Annotated in this window: 19 protein-coding genes; 5 read left to right on the plus strand and 14 right to left on the minus strand. The window is 61.9% G+C overall.

The window, feature by feature from the left end:
- Positions 1-24 precede the first annotated feature (24 nt).
- From ACP7DE_RS15850 to ACP7DE_RS15895, 10 genes are all read right to left on the minus strand, one after another.
- Positions 25-1,215, minus strand: coding sequence for a CmpA/NrtA family ABC transporter substrate-binding protein (locus ACP7DE_RS15850; protein WP_426072989.1), 1,191 nt, complete (start codon positions 1,213-1,215; stop codon positions 25-27).
- A gap of 157 nt (positions 1,216-1,372) precedes the next feature.
- Positions 1,373-2,011 carry an ANTAR domain-containing response regulator gene (locus ACP7DE_RS15855; protein ID WP_426072990.1) on the minus strand — a complete coding sequence of 213 codons (639 nt, stop codon included), beginning with the start codon at positions 2,009-2,011 and terminating at the stop codon, positions 1,373-1,375.
- A 73-nt stretch (positions 2,012-2,084) separates the two neighbouring features.
- Positions 2,085-3,584 (minus strand): CoA-acylating methylmalonate-semialdehyde dehydrogenase, encoded by a 1,500-nt coding sequence (locus tag ACP7DE_RS15860; protein ID WP_426072991.1) that lies wholly within the window; start codon positions 3,582-3,584, stop codon positions 2,085-2,087.
- Positions 3,585-3,597: 13 nt separating this feature from the next.
- The gene (gene iolB, locus ACP7DE_RS15865; RefSeq protein ID WP_426072992.1) at positions 3,598-4,395 is read right to left on the minus strand and encodes a 5-deoxy-glucuronate isomerase; all 798 of its coding nucleotides are present in this window, start codon (positions 4,393-4,395) and stop codon (positions 3,598-3,600) included.
- The gene (iolE, locus tag ACP7DE_RS15870; RefSeq protein WP_426072993.1) at positions 4,392-5,312 is read right to left on the minus strand and encodes a myo-inosose-2 dehydratase; all 921 of its coding nucleotides are present in this window, start codon (positions 5,310-5,312) and stop codon (positions 4,392-4,394) included. Before iolE ends, iolB begins: the two co-directional genes overlap by 4 nt.
- Positions 5,309-7,138, minus strand: a complete 1,830-nt coding sequence (gene iolD, locus ACP7DE_RS15875) for a 3D-(3,5/4)-trihydroxycyclohexane-1,2-dione acylhydrolase (decyclizing) (protein WP_426072994.1) — start codon at positions 7,136-7,138, stop codon at positions 5,309-5,311. Before iolD ends, iolE begins: the two co-directional genes overlap by 4 nt.
- Positions 7,135-9,081, minus strand: coding sequence for a bifunctional 5-dehydro-2-deoxygluconokinase/5-dehydro-2-deoxyphosphogluconate aldolase (locus ACP7DE_RS15880; RefSeq protein ID WP_426072995.1), 1,947 nt, complete (start codon positions 9,079-9,081; stop codon positions 7,135-7,137). The genes iolD and ACP7DE_RS15880 overlap by 4 nt, the downstream gene beginning before the upstream one ends.
- 8 nt (positions 9,082-9,089) lie before the next feature.
- Entirely contained in the window at positions 9,090-9,875 is a 786-nt protein-coding gene (locus ACP7DE_RS15885) for an ATP-binding cassette domain-containing protein (RefSeq protein ID WP_426072996.1), read from the minus strand.
- A gap of 3 nt (positions 9,876-9,878) precedes the next feature.
- Positions 9,879-11,036 carry an ABC transporter permease gene (locus ACP7DE_RS15890; RefSeq protein ID WP_426072997.1) on the minus strand — a complete coding sequence of 386 codons (1,158 nt, stop codon included), beginning with the start codon at positions 11,034-11,036 and terminating at the stop codon, positions 9,879-9,881.
- A gap of 134 nt (positions 11,037-11,170) precedes the next feature.
- Positions 11,171-12,217, minus strand: a complete 1,047-nt coding sequence (locus ACP7DE_RS15895; RefSeq protein WP_426072998.1) for a sugar ABC transporter substrate-binding protein — start codon at positions 12,215-12,217, stop codon at positions 11,171-11,173.
- A 259-nt stretch (positions 12,218-12,476) separates the two neighbouring features.
- Here ACP7DE_RS15895 and ACP7DE_RS15900 point away from each other — a divergent pair, with 259 nt between their 5' ends.
- The 5 genes from ACP7DE_RS15900 to ACP7DE_RS15920 all read left to right on the plus strand — a co-directional run bounded on the left by ACP7DE_RS15900 (position 12,477) and on the right by ACP7DE_RS15920 (position 17,823).
- On the plus strand, positions 12,477-13,343 hold the full coding sequence (locus ACP7DE_RS15900; protein WP_426072999.1) for a MurR/RpiR family transcriptional regulator: 867 nt from the start codon (positions 12,477-12,479) through the stop codon (positions 13,341-13,343).
- On the plus strand, positions 13,336-14,322 hold the full coding sequence (gene iolG / locus ACP7DE_RS15905) for an inositol 2-dehydrogenase (protein ID WP_426073145.1): 987 nt from the start codon (positions 13,336-13,338) through the stop codon (positions 14,320-14,322). Before ACP7DE_RS15900 ends, iolG begins: the two co-directional genes overlap by 8 nt.
- Before the next feature lie 28 nt (positions 14,323-14,350).
- The gene (locus ACP7DE_RS15910) at positions 14,351-15,373 is read left to right on the plus strand and encodes a Gfo/Idh/MocA family oxidoreductase (RefSeq protein ID WP_426073000.1); all 1,023 of its coding nucleotides are present in this window, start codon (positions 14,351-14,353) and stop codon (positions 15,371-15,373) included.
- Between the two features lie 176 nt (positions 15,374-15,549).
- Entirely contained in the window at positions 15,550-16,767 is a 1,218-nt protein-coding gene (locus tag ACP7DE_RS15915; protein WP_426073001.1) for a hypothetical protein, read from the plus strand.
- Positions 16,768-16,791: 24 nt separating this feature from the next.
- Positions 16,792-17,823, plus strand: a complete 1,032-nt coding sequence (locus ACP7DE_RS15920; protein WP_426073002.1) for a ParB/Srx family N-terminal domain-containing protein — start codon at positions 16,792-16,794, stop codon at positions 17,821-17,823.
- Between the two features lie 70 nt (positions 17,824-17,893).
- Here ACP7DE_RS15920 and ACP7DE_RS15925 read toward each other — a convergent pair whose 3' ends face one another.
- From ACP7DE_RS15925 to ACP7DE_RS15940, 4 genes are all read right to left on the minus strand, one after another.
- Complete coding sequence (locus ACP7DE_RS15925; protein ID WP_426073003.1) at positions 17,894-19,003, minus strand: ABC transporter ATP-binding protein; 1,110 nt, start codon at positions 19,001-19,003, stop codon at positions 17,894-17,896.
- A gap of 9 nt (positions 19,004-19,012) precedes the next feature.
- A complete protein-coding gene (locus ACP7DE_RS15930) occupies positions 19,013-19,888 on the minus strand; it encodes a carbohydrate ABC transporter permease (protein ID WP_071077886.1) in 876 nt (291 codons plus the stop codon).
- Entirely contained in the window at positions 19,885-20,769 is an 885-nt protein-coding gene (locus ACP7DE_RS15935; protein WP_071077887.1) for a carbohydrate ABC transporter permease, read from the minus strand. The genes ACP7DE_RS15930 and ACP7DE_RS15935 overlap by 4 nt, the downstream gene beginning before the upstream one ends.
- A gap of 101 nt (positions 20,770-20,870) precedes the next feature.
- A complete protein-coding gene (locus ACP7DE_RS15940) occupies positions 20,871-22,124 on the minus strand; it encodes an ABC transporter substrate-binding protein (RefSeq protein ID WP_077402988.1) in 1,254 nt (417 codons plus the stop codon).
- Positions 22,125-22,201 lie beyond the last annotated feature (77 nt).

Consider the following 22,201-nt stretch of genomic DNA (forward strand, 5'->3'; position numbering starts at 1 on the left):
TGCAGTCTCCCGTCAGAAATTCAGTCAAAAACAATGGCCGATGGCAAACGACGCCGCATAGGCTTCCGGCGCGCTGCCGTCCCACACCACGCCGTCGCACAGGGTCGAGCTGCGCATCGTTGCCTTTGGTACGGGCGTCGCCGTCATCTCCGCCGCCTGGCGGTACAGGTCGATGCGGTTCACCTGCCTTGCCACTGCCAGGTAATCGGGTTCATCGCGCAGCAAGCCCCAGCGCCGGTGCTGGGTCATGAACCACATGCCGTCGGACAGGTAGGGGAAGTTCACGCCGCCGTCGTGGTAAAACTTCAAACCGTGCGCCTCGTCCCAGGTCTTGCCCAGGCCATCCTGATAATGACCGAGGATGCGCGGCGCCAGCATTTCCTGCGCTGCATTCAGATAAGCGGGTTCGGCCAGGGTAGCCGCCATGGCCAGTCGGTTGGCATCGCTGGCGTCGATCCAGCGCCCCGCCTCGAGCACGGCGGCGATCAGGGCGCGGCAGGTATTCGGATGCTGACGCGCAAACGCGGCGCTGGTGCCCAGTACCTTGCCCGGATGGTCGGGCCAGATGGCGCCGCTGGTGGCGGCTGTCACGCCCACGCCATCGACAATAGCCTTGTAGCCCCACGGTTCGCCCGCGCAAAAACCGTCCATCTGGCCCGCGCGCAAGGCCGCCACCATTTGCGACGGCGGCACCGTCATCACGCGTGCGTCGCGCAGCGGATCGATGCCATGCGCGGCCAGCCAGTATTGCAGCAGCATCGCGTGGTTGCCGGTCGGGAAAGTATGCGCAAACGCAAACGGCCGCGCCGCGCCGCGCATGTGCCGCGCCAGAGTGGGACCATCGTGGGCGCCCTCGCGCGCCAGCGCCGCCGACAGGGTGACGGCCTGGCCGCTGTGATTGAGGTTCATCAGCACGGCCATGTCGCGCTGATGCCCGCCGATGCCCAGTTGCACGCCATACACGAGACCGTACAACACGTGGGCGGCGTCGAGTTCGCCGTTATTCAATTTGTCGCGCACGCCGGCCCACGACATCTCCCGGCTCAGTTCGATCTTGATGCCGTATTTCTCGTCCAAGCCGAGCTTCGACGCCATCACCAGCGAGGCACAATCGGTCAGCGGCAGATAGCCGATGCGTATCGTTGTTTTTTCCGGCTGTACTGATCGCATCAGCTGGGCGCTGCGTTCTGCCTGCCTGCCCGTTTGCTCTGTCATACCATTCCTTGCTGATAAATACTGTTTTGCCGCGCCGATATGGGCAAGGCCATGCCCATCCTGCAGCAAGGACCGTGCCTGTGCAGACCCTGTTCGAGGCCGCTGGAAATGCACTGGATTGGTGCACTGCACCAGCATGTGTCAGGAAATGCGCTAGTCATCCAAGCAAGTCCTCCACGTCGAGAATGCGCTGGGCAATTTCCGCCAACTTCAGTTTTTTATTCATGGCCATGCTGCGCAGCCGCTGGTAAGCCTGCTCTTCCGTCAAGCCCTGATGCGTCATCAACAGGCCCTTGGCCCGCTCGATCACCTTGCGCTCCAGCAGCTTGTGCCGCGTGTCGAGCAATTCAGCGCGCAATTTTTCTTCCTGGCGGAAGCGCGCCAGCGCCACGTTCAGCACGGGCAAGATGCGCTCGGCCTGCAAGCCGGCGACGATATAGGCGGACACGCCGGCCGCCATGGCCGCGTCGATGCTGGCCGTGGCGCCGTCTTCCGTAAACAGGACGATGGGGCGGCGCTCGTCGCGCGTGGCGATGACGATGTGTTCAAGCACATCGCGCGCATCCGATTCGGCATCAATAATGATGAGGTCGGGCTGCAGTTGCGCAATGCGCTCGGGAAGGTAGAGGTCGGCTGGCAGCGAGGCGACGATGTCAAAGCCCGATTCCAGCAAGCCGATGCGCAAGGCGTTGCCGCGCAGCACTTGGGCAGCCAATGCCGCATTCTCGTGCACGCCGTGCTCGACAATGGTGTTGACGACAACAATGCGCAAAGGCTGGGTACGGCTGGACGTCATGGGAGCAATCTGCAATGGCTAAACAATTAACCATTGCAGTAAGCAAGAAGCGAACCAGATGGCGCTCTGCGCCTTACTTCAGGGTCGGCATGGCAAATTCGGCGCCGGCGGCCGTCGATGCCGGCCAGCGCTGCGTCACGGCCTTCTGTTTCGTGTAGAAACGCACCGATTCCGGGCCATGCGCATGATGGTCGCCAAACAGGCTGCGCTTCCAGCCGCCGAAGCTGTGGAAAGCCATCGGCACGGGGATCGGCACATTCACCCCGACCATCCCCACTTGCACCCGGTGCGTGTATTCGCGCGCCGTGTTGCCATCGCGCGTGTAAATCGCCGTGCCATTGCCATATTCATGCGCGTTGACGAGATCCAGCGCCGTCGTAAAATCAGGCACGCGCACGATGCACAGCACGGGGCCGAAGATTTCTTCCTTGTAGATCGTCATTTCGGGCGTCACATGGTCGAACAGGCTGCCGCCGAGGAAAAAGCCATTTTCATGGCCGAGCAAGACGAAACCGCGTCCATCGGCCACCAGCTTGGCGCCTTCTTTTACTCCCGTGGCGATGTAGCCGGCGATCTTTTGCTTGTGCACTTGCGTGACGACAGGCCCCATTTCGGCCGACAAATCCATGCCCTGCGTGATTTTCAAGGCCGCGATACGCGGCACCAGCGCTTCGACCAGTTGATCCGCGACATTGCCCACCGCCACGACGACGGAAATGGCCATGCAACGCTCGCCTGCCGAACCGAAGGCGGCGCCCATCAGGGCGTCCACCGTCTGGGCAATATCCGCGTCGGGCATGACCACCATGTGGTTTTTCGCGCCGCCCAGCGCTTGCACGCGCTTGCCCTGCGCGCAGCCGGTGGCATAAATAACCTCGGCAATCGGCGTGGAACCGACAAAGCTGACGGCGCGCACGTCCGGATGGTGCAGCAAGCCATCGACGGCTTCCTTGTCGCCCTGCAGCACATTGAAGACGCCGTCCGGCAAGCCCGCATCCGTCAATAGCTGCGCCAGCAGCAGGCTGGCCGACGGGTCGCGTTCCGACGGTTTGAGTACGAACGTATTGCCGCAGGCAATCGCCATCGGGAACATCCACATCGGCACCATGACGGGGAAGTTGAAGGGCGTGATGCCGACGCAGACACCGAGCGCCTGGCGGATCGACCAGGCATCGATGCCACCAGCCACTTGTTCCGAGTATTCACCCTTCATCATTTGCGGGATGCCGCAGGCAAACTCCACCACTTCGATGCCGCGCGTCACTTCCCCTTTCGCATCCGTAAAGACCTTGCCGTGTTCAAACGTGATCAGGGCAGCCAATTGATCCGCATGTTCTTCCAGCAATTCCTTGAACTTGAACATCACGCGGGCGCGGCGCAGGGGCGAGGTTTGCGACCAGGCGGGAAAGGCGGCATGGGCGGCGGCCACGGCCGCGTTCAGCTCGCCCGACGTGGCCAGCGCCACCTTGGCCGTCACGGCGCCCGTGGCGGGATTGAAGACGTCGCTCGTGCGCTCGGAGCGCGAAGCCATCAGGTTGCCACTAATAAAGTGGCCAATTGTCGGGGTAGTCATATCTTGTCCTTGATTATTTGGCATGTATCAGCCACTCATGGGCCGGGTCGTTTTTAAAATGCCACACGCGTTTCGGGCCGGCCATCACGTTCAGGTAATAGCCGTCATAGCCATACGGTACGGTCACGGGGTGGTAGCCCCTGGGCACCATCACCACATCGTGGTTTTCCACGGCCATGGCTTCGTCGATGGAGCGGTCATCCGTGTAGACTCTTTGATACGCAAAGCCCTGCTCCGGATTGAGGCGGTGGTAATACGTTTCTTCCAGTGAACTTTCAGTCGGAATATTGTCATCGTCATGCTTGTGCGGCGGATAGCTCGATGAATGGCCGGACGGCGTTAACACCTCCACCACCAGCAAGCCGTCGGCCTCTGCTGTCTGCGGCAGGATGTCGCACACATAGCGGGTATTGGCGCCCTTGCCGCGCACGGAACGCGCCATGCTGGCCGGTTCGATCAGGCGCGCCGGGCGATGCGTGGTGGCCGGGGCGCTGCACAGCGCTACTTCGGCAGCGCTGACGGCCATAATGCTGACCTTCGTATCCAGCGGGACATACACGGCATACGGCGAGCGGTCCTCGAAGACGCTTTGGCGATTGCCGATAGGTTCCCAGGCCTGCCCGCCCGCCTGGACGGTGACCGTGCCCGTCAGCACGACGATGCACAGTTCGCGGCTACCCGTCTCCAGCGCCATCGACACGCCCGCGTGAAGACGGTGCGCGGCAAAACCCACATGCGTCCAGCCGGCCGACTCGGGCGTGACCTCGACGATAGTAGAACCGGGCCGGGCCTTGACCAGCAGCGGGCTCATGCCGCCTCCCGGCCCAGGCGGGGGATGGCATCGACGAGGCTAGCCAGGTAATCATGGCCCATCTTCGCGTACTGATAACTGGGCGCGACGGCCGGGTCTTGCTCCGCTTCCACCACCAGCCAGCCCGCGTAGCCGTGCAGATACAAGCGCGTCAGGATCGCCGGGAAATCGATGCTGCCATCGCCGGGCACGCTGAAGGCGCCATTGATGACAGCCTGCAAGAAACTCCAGTGGCCATTGCGGGCCAGTTTCACCACGTTGGGGCGCACATCCTTGCAATGCACGTGGCAGATGCGATCGATATGCTTGTTCAAAACGGCCAGCGCGTCGCCACCGGCAAAGGTGATATGACCCGTATCAAACAGCAAGCCCACTTCCGACCCCGTCAAGGCCATCAGTTGATCCACGTCCGCCGGGGTTTCCACGTAGGCGCCCATGTGATGGTGATACGCGAGGCGCACGCCGTGCGCCAGCAGATGCGCGGCAAACGCCGTCAATTTGTCCGCGTATGCCTGCCATTGCTGCTGGGTCTGGAAACGGGGACGTTTGTACAGCGGGCGGGCTTCGCCCTGGATGGCGTCGGCCACTTCGCCGTAGACCATGACGCTGGCGCCGCTGTCGGCCAGCAAGCGTAAATGCGCGCCAACTGCAGCGATTTCCTCTTCCACAGAGCGGTGCGCCAGCCGGCCCGAATACCAGCCCGAGACGCAAGCCAAACCATACTTGCCCAGCACGGCGTTCAGGGCCGGGGCATCCTTGGGAAACTTGTTGCCCAGTTCGAAACCCACGTAGCCGATCTCGGCGCCCTCTTTCAAGGCCGTTTCCAGGGGCATCTCGCCGCCCAGGCTGGGCAAATCGTCGTTCATCCACGAGATCGGGTTGATACCGATCTTCACATTCCAGCTTGGTGCGTTCATTTTTGTTGTCCTTGACGGTCAAGTTCATAACGGATGCGGGCAGCTTGCACGCCGGCTTGCGTGGACACTTCCGGTACGGCCACTTCCCACCAGCAACCACCCTCTTCGGTCGTGCGCGTGTCGTCCGTATTGATACAGATCAGGTACGTGCGGGAAGCTGCCCGCGCGCGCAGCATGGCTTGCTCCAGCTCGGCGATATTGCCCACGTGTTCGCTGAGAGCGCCCAGCGACTGCGCATGCAGCGCAAAGTCGATCACGGGGGCGCTATCGGGCAACATATTGTTGAACGAGACATTGCCACACGCCTGCTGCAATCGGTTGATGCAGCCATAGCCGCGGTTGTCGAGCACGACAATAATGAGTTTTTTGTTCAGCATGACGGAAGTGGCGATTTCCGAATTCATCATCAGATAGCTGCCGTCGCCCACCATGACGATCACCTCGGCATCCGGCTTGGCCATCTTGACGCCCAGGCCGCCGGCGATTTCATAGCCCATGCACGAATAACCGTATTCCATGTGGTAGCCGCCCGGTGTTTCCGTTCGCCACAGTTTATGCAGTTCGGCCGGCAAGGTGCCTGCCGCGCAGACGACGATGTCGCGCGTGGCGGAATCCTTGGATGAACGCTGCACGGCGCCGATGACTTCGCCGTCGTATGGCAAGCCGGCCATCTCGCGTTGGCCCGTGATCGCCGCCACCGTGTTGCGCCAGGCGCGGCCAGCCTGCTGTGCGCGGTCCAGCCATAGGCCCGCGCTGTTCCAGCTGCCAAGCAGCCGCGAGAGGCCCTGCAAGCCCAGCGTCGCGTCCGCCTGCAAGCCCAGGCCACGGCGTTTCAAGGCGTCAAAGGCATTCACGTTCAGGCTGACCAATTGCGCTTGCGCAAACAGGGAATTCGAGCCGGTAGTGAAATCCTGCAAGCGCGTGCCGATGGCCAGCACCACGTCCGCCTCGGCGGCCAGGCTATTCGCGGCAGGCGAGCCCGTCACGCCGATGGCGCCCAGCTGCAAAGGATGGTCCCATGGCAAGGCACTCTTGCCCGCCTGGGTTTCCGCCACGGGGATGCCGTACCGTTCGGCAAACGCCTGCAAGGCGGCGCTGGCCTTGCCGTACAGCACGCCGCCACCGGCCACGATCAGCGGCTGTTTCGCGTCTTTCAATAGCAGCGCCGCTTCTTCCAGTTCGGATTCCACCGGCGGCACGGCGCGGAAACGCACGATCCTCGGTGCGAAAAAATCGGCAGGATAGTCATACGCCATGGTTTGCACGTCTTGCGGCAGGGACAAGGTCACTGGGCCGCAAGCGGCCGGGTCCGTCAAGGCGGCAATGGCGCGCGGCAAGGCGGTCAGCAACTGCTCCGGATAGACGATGCGGTCGAAATAACGCGACAAGGGTTTAAAGGCATCGTTCACCGACACGCTGCCATCCGTGGCATCTTCCAGCTGCTGTAGCACCGGGTCCGGCGCGCGCGAGACGAAGACGTCGCCCGGCAAGAGCAGTACCGGCAAGCGATTCACGTGCGCCAGCGCGGCAGCTGTCAGCAAGTTGGTGGCACCGGGACCGATGGAGCTGGTGACAGCCATCATGCGCCGGCGCATGTGCGCTTTCGCATAGGCAATGGCCGCATGCGCCATCGCCTGTTCATTGTGCGCGCGGTAGGTGGGAAAGCTGTCGCGGTACTGGTACAGCGCTTCGCCCAGGCCCGCCACATTGCCGTGGCCAAAGATGGCAAAGGCGCCACCAAATAAGGGTTCGCCCCCTTCCACCCGCAAGGCGGCCAGATAGCGCACCAGCGCCTGCGCCATGGTCAAGCGGACAGTGGCGCTCATGCTGCACGCTCCAGGTGCTTGCGCGTGCGCTGCCACAGGACAATGAGCTGCTCGAAATTGGCGCGCACGGCGGCGATCAGGCCTGCATCGTCGAGTTCACCGGCCAGCCAGCGGCGGCTCGGTTCCTGGAAGATGGTGCGGCCCACCATGAAGCCGCGGCACGTCGTGCTGGCACTGGCTTCTTGAAAACTGGCAGCCAGTTTTTCGATCGGGGCGTTCAAGCCCAGCAAGACCACGCCACGGCAATACGGATCGCGCTCATGCACGAGGGCATCGATGGCTTGCCATTGCGCAGCCGACATGCTTTCCAGTTTCCACCATTCCGGATAGATGCCGAGGTTGTACAGGCGCTTGACGGCGCGCAAGACGGTATCGTCACTTTGCGGCAAGGCTTCCGACGGTATGACTTCCAGCAACAGTTCGTGACCGCTCACTTGCGCCGCGTCATACAGGGCCTTGATCTGCGCTTCCTGTTCCAGCCGGTTTTCCACGGCGTCGTCCGGGTGCAGTTGCACCAGGCATTTGATCACGTGTTCCTTCGGCCAGCTGAGCAAATGCGAGCCGATGGAGCGGCCCCAGTCGAATTGCAACGGATTCGATCCCGGCAATTCCACGGGACGGCCTATCCACCAGCCCCGCCCGGTCGCATCGTTGAGCGCGTCGACGCCATAGCGCCCATCGATCAGCACGCCCGTCTTGCCGGACAACTGCAAGGCCGTTTCCGTCTGCGCCACGGCTTGCACCATCAATTGCTTCAAGGCTAAGATGCGCGACTCGGATGCGCCCGTTTGTTGCGCCAGCTCAAAGAATTGCGTGCGGTGATCGAACGCAAACACGCACAATTCATCCCATTGCTTGCGCGCTACCGTCGCGCGGTGCAAACGCGACAAGGTGGCGTCCTGGTCCGGCTGCGTCAGCTTGGCCGCGTTGGCGAGGAAATAGTCGAGCTCGACGGGTGACGGCATGGCCGGCGCGCAGCCGTGGCGCGACACGACCAGGGCACCGCAACCATTCGCGTAGCGGCAGCACGCTTCGTATTCCTCGCCGCGCAGCCAGCCTTTTAAAAAGCCGGACAGAAAAGCGTCGCCCGCGCCCAGCACGTTCAGCACGTCCACGCGCACGCCACGGTAGTTATACGCGGCGTCGAGGCTGTGCGGAATGGTGGCGTCGATGACGGCGCTGCCCAGCGGCCCCCGCTTGACGACCAGGGTGGCCAGGGTGGCGGCCCGCACGGCGCGCAAGCTGGCCATGATATCGGCGCCGCCGCCGGCAATCATGAATTCCTCTTCCGTGCCGACGATCAGGTCGAACTGCGGCAGGATCGCCTGCAGGTGGCTGGTCACGCCGTCGTTCGAGACGAAGCGCGTTTCGCCGTCTGCCTTGCCGGAGAGTCCCCACAGCACGGGACGGTAATCGATATCGAGCACGGTGCGCACATTATTGGCACGCGCCAATTTGAGCGCCTGCGTGCTGACGGCGTGCATGGCAGCCGTGGAAAAATGCGTGCCGGTGATCAAGAGCGCTTTGCTCGATGCAATGAAGGCCGCATCCACCGATGCTGGATCGATGGCCATGTCGGCGCAATTGTCGCGGTAGAAAATCAGCGGAAACGTGTTTTTATCCTTGATGCCCAGCATGACGAGGGCGGTGAGCCGGTCACGGTCGATGCCAACGTGGCTGACGTCGCAGCCCTCTTTCGACAAGGTATCCGTCAAAAAACGGCCCATGTGGTCGTCGCCCACTTTCGACAGCATGGCCGATTTCAAGCCCAGGCGGGCCGTGCCGAAGGCGATATTCGCCGACGAGCCGCCCAGGTACTTGGCGAAACTCGTCGCGTCTTCCAGCGGGCTGCCGATTTGCTGCGCATACAGATCCACCGCCAGGCGGCCCAGGCAAATCACGTCGAGCGCGCGCCCCTGAGAAAATTGTGTCGGGTTATTCATGGTTATCCTTAAATCGTGACACCGTCGAGTTCAGCCATCAGCGTTTGCATTTCCGCACCGCCCGCCATCATGTCGAGTACTTCGTCCTTGGAAACGGTTTCCTTGGTGTAAGTGCCCAGCGACTTGCCCCGGTTCAAGAGCGTGAACGAGTCGCCCACGGGATAGGCATGGTGCACATTGTGGGTAATAAAGATCACGGACAAGCCCCGTTCGCGCGCCTTGTAAATCAATTTCAGCACATTGAACGACTGCTTCACGCCCAGCGCGGCCGTCGGCTCGTCGAGGATCAGCACGCGGGCGCCGAAGTGGATGGCGCGGGCAATCGCCAGGCATTGCCGCTCGCCGCCCGACATGGTGCCCACGGCCTGGTGCGGGTCGCGCACCATGATGCCCATTTCGGCCAGCTTGTCGCGCGCCGTGGTGGCCGCGTACTCCATATCCATCACGGGCAGCACGCCAAACATTTTCCTGATCGGTTCGCGGCCCATGAAGAAATTGCGCGCCACCGACAGCAATGGCACCAACGCCAGGTCCTGGTAGACGGTAGCCACGCCCAGATCGAGCGCCTCTTTCGGCGAATTGAAGCTGACGCTCTTGCCGTCGACCAGGTAGTCGCCGCTGGTGGGCCGGTGCACGCCCGCCAGGGTCTTGATCAGGGTCGACTTGCCGGCGCCGTTGTCGCCCAGCAGGCAATGCACTTCGCCCGGTTTCAAGCGCAGGGTGACGTTTTGCAGGGCGATGACGGAGCCAAAACGTTTGCTGATGTTTTCCAGCGCAAGGATGTAGTCGCTCATGGCTTATCTCGCTTCCGTGACACGCGCACGGACAAAGTTGTTGAACAGTACCGCGATCAGCAGCATGACGCCGAGGAAGACGCGGAACCAGTCCGAATTGATATTCGTATAAGTAATGCCGATCTGCACCACGCCGAAGATCAGCGCGCCGAAGCAGGCGCCGACGACAGAACCGTAGCCGCCCGTCAGCAGGGCGCCGCCGATGACGGCCGCGATGATGGCTTCGAATTCCTTCTGCATGCCACGGTCGGCGGCAGCCGATCCCACGTCAAAGACTTGCAGCGTGGCAAACAAACAGGCGCAAAAGGCCGTGAAGACAAACAGCGATACCTTGATGGTTTTCACGGGCACGCCCACGTTCTTGGCCGCGTTGGCGTCGCCGCCGACGGCGAAAATCCAGTTGCCGATGCGGGTGCGGGCCAGCACGAAGCCGGATACCAGCGCCAGGCCGGCCCACCAGACGATGACCTTGGGTATGCCCTTGACCAGCGGCGCGCCATTGTCGAGCGCCGTGATCCAGCCCGCCTTGGCCATCCAGGCGAACAGCGAGGTGCCCACTTCACCATGGAACAGGGTCATGGCCAGCCAGTCGTCGGCGGCCAGCGCGCCGATGCCGCTGACGATGGTGCGGTTGGCAAACATGATGGACAGGGCCAGGGTCAGGCCGCGCAGGATGAACAAAAAGGCCAGGGTGACAATAAATGAAGGCAAGCGCGTCTTGATGACCAGGTAGCCGTTGAGCCAGCCCAGCGCCATCGAACCGGCAAAGGCGAACAGGATGGCGGCCCACACGGGCCAGTGGAAGTAGACGGAAGGGATGGCGATCATCATGCCGGCAAAGCCGATCATGGAACCGATCGACAGGTCGAATTCGCCGGCGATCATCAGTACGCAGGCGCCGATGGCAATGATGCCCAGGTAGGCGGCCACTTGCGCCCAGTTGATCACGCCGTCGAGGTTGAACATGCCAGAGTCGCCGGCCGTCAGGATGAAGAAGGCGAACACCAGTATGGCACCCGAGATCGAGGCGAATTCCGGACGGCTGAACAGCCGCTTGACCCAGCTGACCTGCCCCACGCGCTCATCGGCGCCCTGCTTTTGCGGCGGCGTGCCCGAGGCGGCTATGCCACCCTGCTCCACGCTGAATTTCACGGTACTCATGCTATGTCTCCCTTGTTTTATAGCAACCTGCCAGCCTCGACAACGATTTCCGGACGGCAGGACCCGCGCGCCGGCAAGCATGGCCTGCGCGCGGGGACAACGACTAAGGTATTGAATGAATTGAAAAGCGGGGCTTAACGGAACTGGCCGGCGTATTTCTCCACCTTGCCGATATTGTCCTTGGTGACATACCCAGGACCGGAACCGATATGGCGCGGGCCATACGATGGCGCCAGGCCGTACTCGGCCAGACGCGCCTTGAACTTGGCGTTATTGATCAGCTTTTCGCGGACCTTGGCCAGGTCCGTGGTCTTGTCCTGCTTCATGATGGCCAGCACGGCAACGGGAATATAGCCTTGCAGGTAGGGTTGCTGATCGATGGCGAACTGGATGCTGCCATCCTTGATGCCTTTCGATATCTCATCGGACAAGTCGAACGTGGCGAACCACATCTTGCCCTTCAAACCCATTTTCTCCAGCGCCTTCAACGAAGCGTGGGCCGAGGTGGGGCCCAGCGCCAGAACGGCCTGGGTTTTCGGGTTGTTGCGCAGGTAGGCGCTCAACTTGCTTTCGATGGTGGTCGGATCTTCGCCCGCGTCCAGGGTGGCAGCCTTGAAATCGACGCCGATCGCTTCGGCAAAGCCGCGGCAGCGCTCGAATGACGACGGGTTCGTCGCGTAGTGGTTGACGCAGACGAAGGACTTGATGCCAGCCGCCTTGGCTTTTTCGCCGGCGCCCTTGCCTGCCTCATATTCAGGCTGGCCCACGTGCATCACGGCGCCCAGCTGCTCGCTTTGCGCCAGGGTGCCGGAATTGATCGTCACAAACGGGATCTTCTTGGCGGCAACGAGGCCCAGCGGTTTTTGCAGCACGCTGAAGTCGGCGATGCTGACGATCACGCCGTCGTAGTTGCGGGCGGCCGATTGCTCGACCAGGCGCGCCATGTCGGCCAGGTCGCCATTCGGCGGATTGCGGTAGTCAACGCTGACATTGAAGTCTTCGCCTGCTTGCTTGACGGAATTTTTGATCGTATTCCACCAGGAATCGGAATCAGGCGCATGGCTGATCAACACGAATTTCTCGCCCGCCGCGTGGCTGGCGCTCATGCCCAGACCCAGTCCCAGGCCGAGGCCCAGCATGGCCAGGCTCTTCAGAAATCCCTTACGCTTATTGCTTTGCATGAATGTCTCCTTGAAGGATTAATTTTTATAGTTGCCAGCTTTTGTCGCGTGTCAGCGGGGAACCGGAAAACCGGCAAGACCCGATGCACTGCGCACAGCTTAGGCCACAAAAAAGACAAATGCAATAAAATTTTCAAAATAAATATAAATAGAAAATCATTTCTATTTTCTGAATTCACTCCTATAATTCTTGCCAGAACCAGCCGCAGCGCGAATTGATACACCGTCGCGGCCCAGCAAGCACACAGAGGAAAAAACCATGGCAGCCACCGCCCCCATCGAACAGCTGATGCAGCACATTGCCGCCGAGTACGACAATCTGTCGCGCCAGTTGAAAGTCATCGCCCAATACATTGAAAAGCACCGGGCCAGCCTGATGCTTGAGCGCATCAGCGACATCGCCACCGCTTGCGACGTACAACCATCGGCCATCGTGCGCTTCGCGCAGCGTTTCGGCTACACGGGCTTTTCCGAAATGCAGGATGTGTTCCGCCAGGCGTACACGGACCAGGCTGGCGCCACGCCCGACTACCAGCAGCGCATCCGCAAGCTCATTTCCACGCGCGATGCGGCGCTCAGCGCAGGCGACCTGACGCGCGAATTCGTCGGCGCCAGCCGCGCCGGCCTCGACGACCTGGCGGCCGGCCTGGACGACGCGCAGCTGGAAGCGGCCGTCAACCTGCTGCTGAAAGCGGAGAATATCTATGTGATCGGCGTGCGCCGGTCCTTTCCGATCGCCTCCTACATCGCCTACGCGCTGGAACACACGGACAAGCGCGTGCACCTGATCAGCGGACTGGGTGGCATGCACCGCGAACAGATGCGCAGCGTGCGCGAACGCGATGTGGCGATCGCCATCAGTTTCTCGCCTTACGGCAAGGAAACCCAGCAGTGCATCAAGGCGGCACAAGACAAGGGTGCCAGGGTCCTGGTGATTACCGACAGCAAGCTGGCGCCGCTCGCGCGGACCGCCGACGCGCTGCTGACCGTCACCGAGGGCAGCGCCTTCGCCTTCCGCTCGCTGACCAGCACCATCTGCCTGTGCCAAGCGCTGTTCATCGCGCTGGCATACAAATTAGAGCTCGACATCGAAGAAATCCACACCCCAGGAGAACATGATGATTGAAGTAGCGTTGTTCGGCGCCGGACGCATCGGCAAAATCCACGCGGCCAACCTGGCTGCCCAACCCGGCGTGCAGTTCAAGTACGTGGTCGACGTCAACCAGGAAGCGGCGGCCACCCTGGCTGGCCTGCATGGCGGCAGCAGCGCCACGGTGGAAGCGGCGCTGGCCGACCCGGCCATCAAGGCCGTCGTCATCGCTTCCAGCACAGACACGCACGCGGACCTGATCCTGCGCTCGGCCGCTGCCGGCAAGGCCATCTTTTGCGAAAAGCCCGTCGACCTGACGATAGACCGCGCGCGCGCCTGCGCCGCCGCCGTCAAGGAAGCCAAGGTCATGTGCATGCTGGGCTTCCAGCGCCGCTACGATCCCACTTTCAATGCCGTCAAGCAACGCATCGAAGCGGGCGAAATCGGCACGCCCGAATTGCTGGTCGTCACCAGCCGCGATCCTGGCCCGCCACCGGTCAGCTACATCAAGGTCTCGGGCGGCATCTTCAAGGATATGCTGATCCACGATTTCGACATCTTCCGCTGGATACTCGACGACGAAGCCGTCAGCGTGCACGCCACGGGCAGCTGCCTGGTGGACCCGGCCATCGGCGAGGCGGGCGATCTGGACACGGCCGTCGTCACCATCCGCACGGCCAAGGGACGCTTGTGCCAGATCAATGCCTCGCGCCGCGCCGCTTACGGCTACGACCAGCGCTTCGAAGTGCTGGGCAGCGCCGGCATGCTGCAGGCGGGCAACCACAAGCCGACGGAAGTGACGGCCTATGGTTCTGTGAACGTCAGCGTCGACAGGCCGGAAGACTTCTTCCTGGAACGCTACCGCGTCGCCTACGCGCAGGAAATGGCGCATTTCTTTGACGCCCTCAGCCACGGCACACCGCTGCGCACCACCGTCCACGATGGCTTGAAGGCGCTGGAACTGGCGGAAGCGGCCACCTTGTCATGGCGCGAACAGCGTGTGGTCACTTTATAAACCAATAATAAAAATATCTGGAGACAGCATGTCATCCCCAACATTAAAAGTCGGCATCGTCGGCCTGGGCCGGCTGGGCCAGCGCCATGCCATCAACCTGGCGCAGCGCGTGCCGAATGCCGAAGTGGTGGCCGCCTGCAGCCCCGTGCCAGCCGAACTGGACTGGGCCGCCAGCACGCTGGGCATCACCACCGGCTATGCGGATTATGACGCCCTGCTGGCCCATCCGGGCCTGGACGCCGTCTTCCTCGTCACGCCCACCTCCCTGCATACAGACCAGATCATCGCCGCCCTGCGCGCCGGCAAGCACGTGTTTTGCGAAAAGCCGCTGTCGCTGGACCTGGCCGACTGCCTGAAGGTGGAAGCGGAAGCTGCGCGCCATCCGCGGCTGACCATCATGATCGGCTTCGTGCGCCGTTTCGATGCCAGCTACCATGACGCGCAGCAAAAGATCGCCCAAGGTTGTATCGGCAAGCCGTATCTGGTGCGTTCGCAAACCTGCGACCAGAACGACCCCAGCGGCGCCTTCATGCGCTTCGCCCCCACCAGCGGCGGCATCTTCCTCGATTGCAGCGTGCACGATATCGACCTGGCGCGCTGGCTGCTGGGCAATCCCGTGCCCAAACGCGTGTATGCGAGCGGCACCAATGCCATCCACACGGGCTTGCAGGCATTCGGCGACGTCGACAATGGCCTGGCGACAGTCGAGTTTGCCGATGGCAGCATGGCCAGCTTCATGGCGTCGCGCACCATGGCGCATGGCCATGAAACCCTGACGGAAGTGTTCGGCACCTGCGGTCGCCTGGCCGTGGGCAGCAATCCGCGCCTGAACCGGGTGGAAATTTCGGATGCGCATGGCGTGCGCAATGAATGCACGCCCGACTTCTATGCCCGCTTCGCCGACGCCTTCCTGATCGAAGCGCAGGAGTTCACGGACGCGGCACTGGGGCGGCGCACCCTGTCATTGACCTTGCACGACGCGACGGAAGCGACGCGCATCGGCCTGGCCATGACGCAAGCGATGCGCGAAGCACGGCCCGTCGAGTTTTAAGCCGCAGTGGACTCAGGCGGCCGGCGCGGAAAACGGCTGCCTGGGTGTGACGGCCAGGCGCAAACGCATGGCAATTTTTCTAATTATGATAGGGAAATGATGTCGCGGGCGCGGGCCGCACCTACGCGCCGATGCGCTATACAATAAGCGCCTGCCCAACCTAAAACCAGGCCGCCATGACGAACAACGACAGCAACTCCCCTTCCCTCGCCGGCGTGGCCGAACGCTACGTCAAGCTGGTTCTGGCCATGGGCCAGCACGATGCCTCGTATGTCGACGCCTATTACGGCCCGCCCGCATGGCAGCAGGAAGCGCTAGAACAGCAACAGGGTTTGAGCGATATCAAGGATAGCGCAAACGAGGCGCTGGCCCTGCTGGCCGACGAACCTTGCCTGCGCGCCCTCAACCTGCGCAAGCAGTTGCAAGCCGTGCTGGCGCGCGCGGAGATGCTGCAAGGCACACGTCTCGATTTCGATACGGAAAGCGCGCGCCTGTACGATGCCGTTTCGCCCCACCACAGCCGCGCATACTACGAAGAATTGGTGACGCAGATCGACGCCCTGCTGCCCGGTTCCGACACCGTCAGCGAGCGCGTGAACGCCTTGCGCGCGCAACTCGTCATTCCCGCCGACAAGCTGCGCGCCGTCATGGAAGCGGCCATCCGCGCGGGCCGCGAACGCACCTTGCAGTACATCGCCCTGCCCGAAGGCGAAGATTTTGTACTGGAATTCGTCAACGACAAACCGTGGAGTGGCTACAACTGGTACAAGGGCAACTACCAGAGCGTGATCCAGATCAATACGGACTTGCCCGTGTATATCGATCGCGCCGTCGACCTCGGTTGCCACGAAGCGTATCCGGGTCACCACGTCTACAATGTGCTGCTCGAGCGCGATCTGGTACGCGGCAAGGGCTGGGTGGAATACTGCATCTATCCACTGTACTCGCCGCAATCACTGATCGCGGAAGGCACGGCCAATTACGGCATCGAACTGAGTTTCACGGATGAAGAACGGCTGGCTTTCGAACAGCAGGTGCTGTACCCGCTGGCGGGTCTGGACCCTGCGCTGGCGCCCCGCTATGCGCAACTCAACGCGCTGCTGGCCAAACTCGGCTACGCCGACAACGACATCGCGCGCCAGTACCTCGAAGGCGACCTGAGCCGCGATGAAGCGCTGGAATGGCTGGTCAACGTGCGCCTGTACCCGGCCGAAAAATCCGCGCAGCGCCTGCAGTTCTATGATGCCATGGGTGCTTATGTCATCAATTACAACCTGGGCCAGGACATGGCGAAAGCCTATGTCGAGCGCCAGGGCGCCACGCGCGCCGAGCACTGGGCAGCGTTCCGCGACCTGATGTCCTCGCCGCGCGTGCCTAGCGCACTGCTGGAATGACCCTCTTTCATCAAGGAGAAGTGCATGCCCAAGCCCGCCACGCGAGCCGCCGCCCTGCTGCTGGCCCTGTCCATCACCGGCATCGCCTGCGCCAGGGATGCCGTCGTCGCACCTGCACCCGCGCTGAGTGCGCGCCAGCAGGCGCTGATGGCCACCGTCGTGGGCAGCGCAGCCCATCCGCGCATCCTGCAGGTGCGCCTCGATGAACTGCATCCGACCCAGCCGGCCATCGGCTACGACCAGGTGTACTACAAGCTGGGACGCTATGCGGCCGAAGAAAAGCACCTCGCCGACATCGCCAAGCCAAAGAAATTCGCCGACCTGTGTGTAGCCAATGGCCAGGGCGACGTCTTGCCCGGCACGGCCAATGTAGCTGGCGCCACCCTGGCCGCGCCACCGGCCAGCTATCGCTGCAAGGCGGCCGTGGGCAGCCGTCCGCGCGACATGAAAAGCGTCGTCATCGGCCCGCGCGGCAGCGTGTACCTGACCGATGGCCACCATACGTTTTCCACTTTCTGGGATGCCGATGGCGGGCGCAATCATCAATTGAAGGTCTGGGTCAAGGTCAGCGACAATTTCAGCGCGCTGGGCGAAGCGGCGTTCTGGGCGCGCATGCGCGAGGAAAACAAGGTATGGCTAAAAAACGGCCGGAACCAGGCCATCACGCCGCAGCAACTGCCGTCCGCCATCGGCCTGCAATCGCTGGCTGACGACCCGTACCGCTCGCTCGTCTACTTCACGCGTGAAGTGGCTTATGCGCCGCCCGAGCAGGCCGCGGAATTCCTCGAATTCTACTGGGCCGACTGGCTGCGTCAGCAGGCCGAGGTCGACCTGGCCAGGACCGACAGGGGCGATGTCGCCAGCTACCTGGCCACCATCAAGACCGCATCGGCCGCGATGGCGGGCCTGAAAGCCACGGACATTTTCAGCGGCGGCAAGACGGCGCAAGCGCTGGGCTGGACGGGCGTCTTCCGCCAGGCGGCGCTGGACGAGCTGGCCACGCCGATGGGCAAGCTCAGCTACGCCATCGCGTACAAGAAATCGCTGGCAAGATAAACCCGCCGGCATAAACGACAACGGCCCGCCTGTCATTCGACAAGCGGGCCGTTTCTATGGCAGGTGCTGCTTACGCGATGCGTTCGCCGTTGGCCGGATCGAACATGGCCGCTTTCGACAGGTTGAACGACAGTTGCATGGTCTGCCCCGGCAGCACCGCTTCGCGCGGGTGCGTGCGGCAAGTCACGGCAGCGCCGTTCAAGCGCGTCGTCAGCAAGGTATCCGGGCCGGTCGGCTCGACCAGGTCGATCAGACAGCCCAGTTCCTGGCCCACGTCGCCGTGCGCGCTGCTCATGTCCGTGATCTGCTCCGGGCGCACGCCCAGGATCACGTCGCGGCCCGCATAGCTGCGCAGTTTTTCGGCGTCGAAAGGCAAGGCAAGGCGCATGCTCTTGCCCGCGTTCTCGATGGAGACCAACACCTCGCCGCCTTCGATGACGGGCTTGACGGTAATGAAATTCATCGATGGCGAGCCGATGAAGCCGGCCACGAACAGATTCGCCGGATTGTCGTAGATTTCCTGCGGCGTACCCAGTTGCTGCACCACCCCATCCTTCATGACGGCGATCAAATCGCCCATGGTCATCGCCTCGATCTGGTCATGCGTGACGTAGACAATGGTGGCTTTGAGGCGCTGATGCAGCAGCTTGATCTCGGCACGCATTTCCACACGCAGCTTGGCGTCCAGGTTCGACAGTGGTTCGTCGAACAGGAACAACGATGGCTTGCGCGAGATGGCGCGGCCCATGGCGACCCGCTGGCGCTGGCCACCCGACAGCTGCGCCGGACGGCGGTCCAGCAAATGCGTGATCTGCAGGGTTTCGGCGACGCGGGCGACGATCTCTTCCTGCTCCGCCTTCGGCACTTTTTTCACGTTCAGGCCAAACGCGATATTCTCGCGCACCGTCATCGACGGGTACAGCGCGTAGGACTGGAACACCATGGCGATGTCGCGGTCCTTCGGCGGCAGGTCGTTGACCACCTTGCCGTCGATGAGGATTTCGCCCGAGGTGACGCTTTCCAGGCCGGCCACCATGTTGAGCAAGGTCGATTTTCCGGAGCCGGAGCCGCCGACAAGGATCAGGAACTGGCCATCCTTGATCTCGATGTCGATGCCCTTGAGGACTTCGACGCCATTCGTGTACACCTTGCGGATACCGCGTATCGATAAACTGGACATATTATTTCCTTAACCTTTGACTGCGCCTGCGGTCAGACCGCGCACAAAATAACGGCCTGCGACCAGATAGACCAGCAGGGTAGGCAGCGCGGCAATCACCGCGGCTGCCATGTTGACGTTGTATTCCTTCACGCCCGTGGACGTGTTGACCAGATTGTTCAAGCCCACCGTGATCGGCTGCGAATCGCCGCTGGCGAAGACGATGCCAAACAGGAAGTCGTTCCAGATCTGCGTGAATTGCCAGATGATGCAGACGACGAAAATCGGACCCGAAATCGGCAGCACAATCTTGCGGAAGATCAGGAAGAAGCCGGCGCCGTCGATGCGCGCCGCCTTGATCAATTCTTCCGGCACACCGATGTAGTAGTTACGGAAGAACAGGGTCGTGAAGGCAGTGCCATACACCACGTGCACGAAGACCAGGCCCGTGGTGGTATTGGCCAGGCCGAATTCGCCCAGCAAGCGCGCCATCGGCAAGATGACTACCTGGAACGGAATGAAGCAGCCCACCAGCAAGGCGGCAAACAGCATTTCCGACCCACGGAAGCGCCAGTGCGCGAACACGTAGCCGTTGAAGGCGCCCAGGAAGGTCGAAATCAGCACGGCGGGAATCACCATCTTGATCGAGTTCCAAAAGAACGGCTGCATGCCGTCGCAGGTCACGCCCGTGCAGGCCGAAGACCAGGCCTTGGACCAGGAATCGAATTGCCACACGTGCGGCAAGGCCAGCAGGTTGCCGCTGCGGATCTCGTCGAGCGACTTGAACGACGTCGACAGGGTCACGTACAGGGGCACGATGTAGTACACCGCGAACAGAATCAGCAGCAGGTATAACACCACCCGTCCCAGAGTGAGTTTGTTGTTACGTGTAGGAGTGTGTGTCATCTCATCGCCTTTGCGCTGCGCGTTTCCAGGTACATCAGCGGCACGAGCACGGCCACGATGGTGGCCAGCATCATCATTGCCGATGCCGAGCCCAGGCCCAACTGGCCGCGGGTGAAGGAAAACTGGTACATGAAGATGGCCGGCACGGACGACGAGTTGCCAGGTCCGCCAGCCGTCAACGCAATGACCAGGTCGAAGCTCTTGATGGCGATATGCGCGAGTATCAGCAGCACGCTGAAGAATACGGGCCGCATGGCAGGAATCACGATGCGCCAGTAGATCGTCGGCAGCGACGCGCCATCGACTTGCGCCGCCTTGATGATCTCGTCGTCGATGCCGCGCAGGCCTGCCAGGAACAGCGCCATGACGAAGCCCGAGGATTGCCACACGCCGGCGATCACCACCGTGTAGATGGCCATGTCGGAGTTCACCAGCCAGTCGAAGGTGAACGAGGTCCAGCCCCAGTCGTGCATGACCTTTTCCAGGCCCAGGCTGGGATTGAGCATCCATTTCCAGGCGGTGCCGGTGACGATGAAGGACAACGCCATCGGGTACAGGTAAATGGCGCGCAGCGCGCCTTCGGCGCGGATTTTCTGGTCCAGCAGGATCGCCAGGAACAGGCCGATGGCGATGCTGCAACCGATGAACAGGACACCAAAAATGCCGAGGTTCTTGAGCGAGGTCCACCAGCGCTCGTTGTCGAACAGCTCGACGTATTGCACCAGGCCGGCGAACTCGTAGTTCGGCATCAGCCGCGATTCGGTCAGCGACAGCCAACCGGTCAAAAAGATAAAACCATAGACGAACAGCAGACTGGCGATGAGCGTGGGGCCCAGCACCATCTGCGGTATCCATCGGTCGAATTGCTTGCGTATGGACATAGGAGAGCCGTAGAGAGAACTGCGTGTGGCACCCGCCTGGGCGGGAGCCTGCGGTGCATGCGATGCAGCGAGCGCCGGCGGGGAAGCCGGCGCCGTCGTGATTACTTCACTTTTGCCGCTTTGGCCAGCGCTGCAACCGCGTCTTTCGAGCTCATGTTGGTGTTCATGAACTTGGCGATGACGTCGGTGACGGCGCCTTGCGTGGCCGATGCCAGCGCCATGCCGTGCGCGAACGATGGCACCAGGCCGCCGGTCTTGTTGGTGGCGTCCATGTCTTCCATCGATTTCAGGGCGCAAGCGTCAAACTTGTCCTTGGAAACGCCGGAACGCACGGGGATGGAACCCTTGTTCAAGTTGAAGATCGACTGGAACTTCGGATTCATGATGGCGTTGGCCAGAGCGATCTGCCCTTTCTTCGCATTCGCATCCTTTTGTGTGAACATGGCAAACGAATCGATGTTGAAGGTGTAAGCCTTGTCGGTGCCAGGAGCTGCCACGCACAGATAATCCTTGCCCGGCACTTTGCCGGCGGCCGTGAATTCGCCCTTGGCCCAGTCGCCCATGAACTGGAAGCCGGCCTTGTTGTTGATGACCATGGCGGTGGCCAGATTCCAGTCGCGGCCGGCCGCGTCCTTGTCGATGTAGGTCTTCACCTTGCCCAGGGTGTCGAACACCTTGAGCATGGTCGGGCCGGTCAATTCCTTCTGGTCCAGCTTGAGGATGGCCTTCTTGTAGAACTCGGTGCCGCCCACGCCCAGCGCGACCGACTCAAACACGGTGGCATCCTGCCATGGCTGGCCGCCGTGGGCAATCGCGATGCCGCCCGATTTCTTGATTTTCTCGGCCGCGTCGAAGAACGCATCCCAGGTGGTCGGGGTGGTGGCCACGCCGGCTTTTTTCAGCACTTCCGGATTGACCCACATCCAGTTGACGCGGTGGACGTTGACGGGAGCGGCAACGTAGTGGCCCTTGTATTTCATGATGTCAGCGACGACTTTCGGCAGCACGGCATCCCATTTGCCTGGAATGGCGGCATCATCGATATTGGCCAGCACGCCTTCCGCGCCCCACTCCTGGATCGATGGGCCCTTGATCTGGGCGGCCGTTGGCGGGTTGCCGGAAATGACGCGGGTTTTCAGTGCGGTCGCGGCGTTTTCGCCAGCGCCGCCAGCCACGGCAAAGTCTTTCCAACCGAAGCCGCTTTCTTTCACGATTTGCTGCAACTGGCCCACGGACTTCGCTTCGCCGCCGGAGGTCCAGTAGTGCAACACTTCCACGTCGGTCGCAAAGGCGCTGCCAGCGAATGCCAGGGTGGTCAATGCGGCCAGTTGGGTAATCTTGAATTTCAGTTTCATCTCCACATTCCTTTTTTGATCAAGCTTTTAGGGGGCTTCGGCATACGGGGGCCGAAAAAGGTGAAATCTGCGCCTGT

Source organism: Janthinobacterium sp. DSP2-3-3 (assembly GCF_049897325.1).
Classification (GTDB): Bacteria; Pseudomonadota; Gammaproteobacteria; order Burkholderiales; family Burkholderiaceae_D; genus Janthinobacterium.

What these genes read in the sequence shown, in the direction of transcription:
- ACP7DE_RS15890 (WP_426072997.1), bottom strand. Translation starts at nt 11,036, where the DNA reads ATGAGTACCGTGAAATTCAGCGTGGAGCAGGGTGGCATAGCCGCCTCG.
- iolD (WP_426072994.1), bottom strand. Translation starts at nt 7,138, where the DNA reads ATGAGCGCCACTGTCCGCTTGACCATGGCGCAGGCGCTGGTGCGCTAT.
- ACP7DE_RS15885 (WP_426072996.1), bottom strand. Translation starts at nt 9,875, where the DNA reads ATGAGCGACTACATCCTTGCGCTGGAAAACATCAGCAAACGTTTTGGC.
- ACP7DE_RS15895 (WP_426072998.1), bottom strand. Translation starts at nt 12,217, where the DNA reads ATGCAAAGCAATAAGCGTAAGGGATTTCTGAAGAGCCTGGCCATGCTG.
- ACP7DE_RS15850 (WP_426072989.1), bottom strand. Translation starts at nt 1,215, where the DNA reads ATGACAGAGCAAACGGGCAGGCAGGCAGAACGCAGCGCCCAGCTGATG.
- ACP7DE_RS15940 (WP_077402988.1), bottom strand. Translation starts at nt 22,124, where the DNA reads ATGAAACTGAAATTCAAGATTACCCAACTGGCCGCATTGACCACCCTG.
- iolG (WP_426073145.1), top strand. Translation starts at nt 13,336, where the DNA reads ATGATTGAAGTAGCGTTGTTCGGCGCCGGACGCATCGGCAAAATCCAC.
- ACP7DE_RS15855 (WP_426072990.1), bottom strand. Translation starts at nt 2,011, where the DNA reads ATGACGTCCAGCCGTACCCAGCCTTTGCGCATTGTTGTCGTCAACACC.
- ACP7DE_RS15860 (WP_426072991.1), bottom strand. Translation starts at nt 3,584, where the DNA reads ATGACTACCCCGACAATTGGCCACTTTATTAGTGGCAACCTGATGGCT.
- ACP7DE_RS15880 (WP_426072995.1), bottom strand. Translation starts at nt 9,081, where the DNA reads ATGAATAACCCGACACAATTTTCTCAGGGGCGCGCGCTCGACGTGATT.
- ACP7DE_RS15910 (WP_426073000.1), top strand. Translation starts at nt 14,351, where the DNA reads ATGTCATCCCCAACATTAAAAGTCGGCATCGTCGGCCTGGGCCGGCTG.
- ACP7DE_RS15925 (WP_426073003.1), bottom strand. Translation starts at nt 19,003, where the DNA reads ATGTCCAGTTTATCGATACGCGGTATCCGCAAGGTGTACACGAATGGC.
- ACP7DE_RS15920 (WP_426073002.1), top strand. Translation starts at nt 16,792, where the DNA reads ATGCCCAAGCCCGCCACGCGAGCCGCCGCCCTGCTGCTGGCCCTGTCC.
- ACP7DE_RS15935 (WP_071077887.1), bottom strand. Translation starts at nt 20,769, where the DNA reads ATGTCCATACGCAAGCAATTCGACCGATGGATACCGCAGATGGTGCTG.
- iolB (WP_426072992.1), bottom strand. Translation starts at nt 4,395, where the DNA reads ATGAGCCCGCTGCTGGTCAAGGCCCGGCCCGGTTCTACTATCGTCGAG.
- ACP7DE_RS15930 (WP_071077886.1), bottom strand. Translation starts at nt 19,888, where the DNA reads ATGACACACACTCCTACACGTAACAACAAACTCACTCTGGGACGGGTG.
- iolE (WP_426072993.1), bottom strand. Translation starts at nt 5,312, where the DNA reads ATGAACGCACCAAGCTGGAATGTGAAGATCGGTATCAACCCGATCTCG.
- ACP7DE_RS15915 (WP_426073001.1), top strand. Translation starts at nt 15,550, where the DNA reads ATGACGAACAACGACAGCAACTCCCCTTCCCTCGCCGGCGTGGCCGAA.
- ACP7DE_RS15900 (WP_426072999.1), top strand. Translation starts at nt 12,477, where the DNA reads ATGGCAGCCACCGCCCCCATCGAACAGCTGATGCAGCACATTGCCGCC.